The organism is Liquorilactobacillus capillatus DSM 19910 (genome assembly GCF_001434915.1).
In the GTDB taxonomy this organism is placed as follows: Bacteria; Bacillota; Bacilli; order Lactobacillales; family Lactobacillaceae; genus Liquorilactobacillus; species Liquorilactobacillus capillatus.
Genome location: NZ_AZEF01000056.1, coordinates 1 through 514, shown reverse-complemented (window position 1 = coordinate 514; position 514 = coordinate 1). Strand labels below are relative to the sequence as shown.

The 514-nt window shown below is 37.5% G+C and carries 1 protein-coding gene; it reads right to left on the bottom strand.

The features are described 5' to 3' along the window. Positions 1-447 (bottom strand): HK97 family phage prohead protease (locus tag FC81_RS10130; RefSeq protein ID WP_157054798.1); only part of this gene is annotated, 447 nt, incomplete at its 3' end. Between the last annotated feature and the right edge of the window lie 67 nt (positions 448-514).

Below are 514 nucleotides of genomic sequence, written 5' to 3'. Positions count from 1 at the left end.
TTTTGTCCATGTATCTGTACCATCATTCACTTCAAAACCAAAACTGCATGAATCAACATTGCCAGCTGTCACTTGCGCATAAACATCATTTGCATAGGTCGTATTTGGCAACGTGGCTTTAAAATGAAGTCCTTTATCATCTGTTTCAAGTTCCAATGTACCAGCTTTAACACTAGCTAAAACTTGACTATAATCATGGTTATTCAGCATTAAAACATCTGATAAATCCACTCCATCAAGTGCCTGTGGTGTAACTACTTCTGTAAATCCGCCTAAATCTTTACTTGGTGAGTTCCACACAATCGCATAGCCTGAAATAACTTTACCTTGTGGGTCTGCGTCATTTTGCGCACCCCCTTGTTCAGGTTGTTCTTGTTCTGGTGTTTCTGCTTGTGGTTGATCTGCTCTAAGTTCAGCTTCAACCGTTAATCTTCTGTCCTGTTTCACTATTTTCAGCTCCATTCTTATTAAGATTATTCTTATCACTAAACCAATTAATTATTACTTTTTCTAA